2 protein-coding genes are annotated in these 1,017 nt (G+C 35.1%); both read right to left on the minus strand.

Features of this window, described 5'->3' with window-relative positions:
- Positions 1–574: hypothetical protein (locus ABZ565_RS35825; RefSeq protein WP_361036507.1), on the minus strand; the 574-nt coding region annotated here is incomplete at its 3' end.
- A gap of 171 nt (positions 575–745) precedes the next feature.
- Positions 746–1,017, minus strand: a 272-nt coding sequence (locus tag ABZ565_RS35830; protein WP_361036510.1) for a hypothetical protein, incomplete at its 5' end; no start/stop codon positions are given.

Raw genomic sequence — 1,017 nt, forward strand, 5'->3', positions numbered from 1 at the left:
GGCGCGGCGACCCGGAGTACCGGCTGCTGGCCTTCCGGCGCGGGTAGCCGGTCCACCGCCCTCGGCGACTTGCCTTTTGAATAACAATCCCCTCAAGATCATGCTCAGCTACCTGAGTAAAGTAATCCTCCGCTCTCCCCTCTATATAAGGAACTGGAAATATGGTTGTATTTCCAATAGGTAAAATGTTTTTTAGTATTTGTTTCCTCTCTGATAAAGGAAGGTTCATGATGTCAACATTATTGCAATAGAGTATATCAAAAACACCATACTGAATGGGATTTTTGTTTTTAGAAGACATAAAGCGTTCCATAATAGACTCGAAACAAGGAACTCCGTCCTTTGTTACAATAACTTCTCCATCTAAAATAGTACCATCTGGAATAGGTAAATTTGTCAGCTCCTGAAAAGTTGAAGTGCATTCATTCCCATGCCTAGTATATAAACGGATCTTCCCACTAAACTTTGTAAGTAGGAACCTAATTCCATCTAATTTAAGTTCTGTATAGTAATCTTGATTATTTTTATAGTCAACCGTTTGTAAATCCCCAACGGTAATTCGCTCTAATAACATCGGGCTAATAAACAATAATATTCACCTCATTATAATGATATTCTTTTAAAACGATAAATTCATTATGAGGTTGGTTCCAAGACAGGGAGAATTAACCTTGTATGTTTCCCTTTAATAGAAGAAAGGTTGCTATTGCAACCCCTTAGATTCGTTTTAGTTATTTATTTCAAATTATGTTTTTTGCAAACTTTTATTAATTTCTATATCCCTTTTTCTTTTCTCATCTATAGCAAGTTTATCTTCAAGAATAATGATTATAGCCGCATTGACGGTATTGTAGTATTTCACACATTCTTCTTCGGATAACTCATGAATTCCCTTACTTAAAATTTTGTATATAGTCTTCCTGTTTTTAAATAGGAAAGGTGGTAAGTAGTCTTTAAGAAATTCAATTTTTTTATCCATATGTAACTCTAAAAAGTTCTTTTTATCTGCAGTTGGAT

The organism is Streptomyces sp. NPDC016469, assembly GCF_040632905.1.
Classification (GTDB): Bacteria; Actinomycetota; Actinomycetes; order Streptomycetales; family Streptomycetaceae; genus Streptomyces.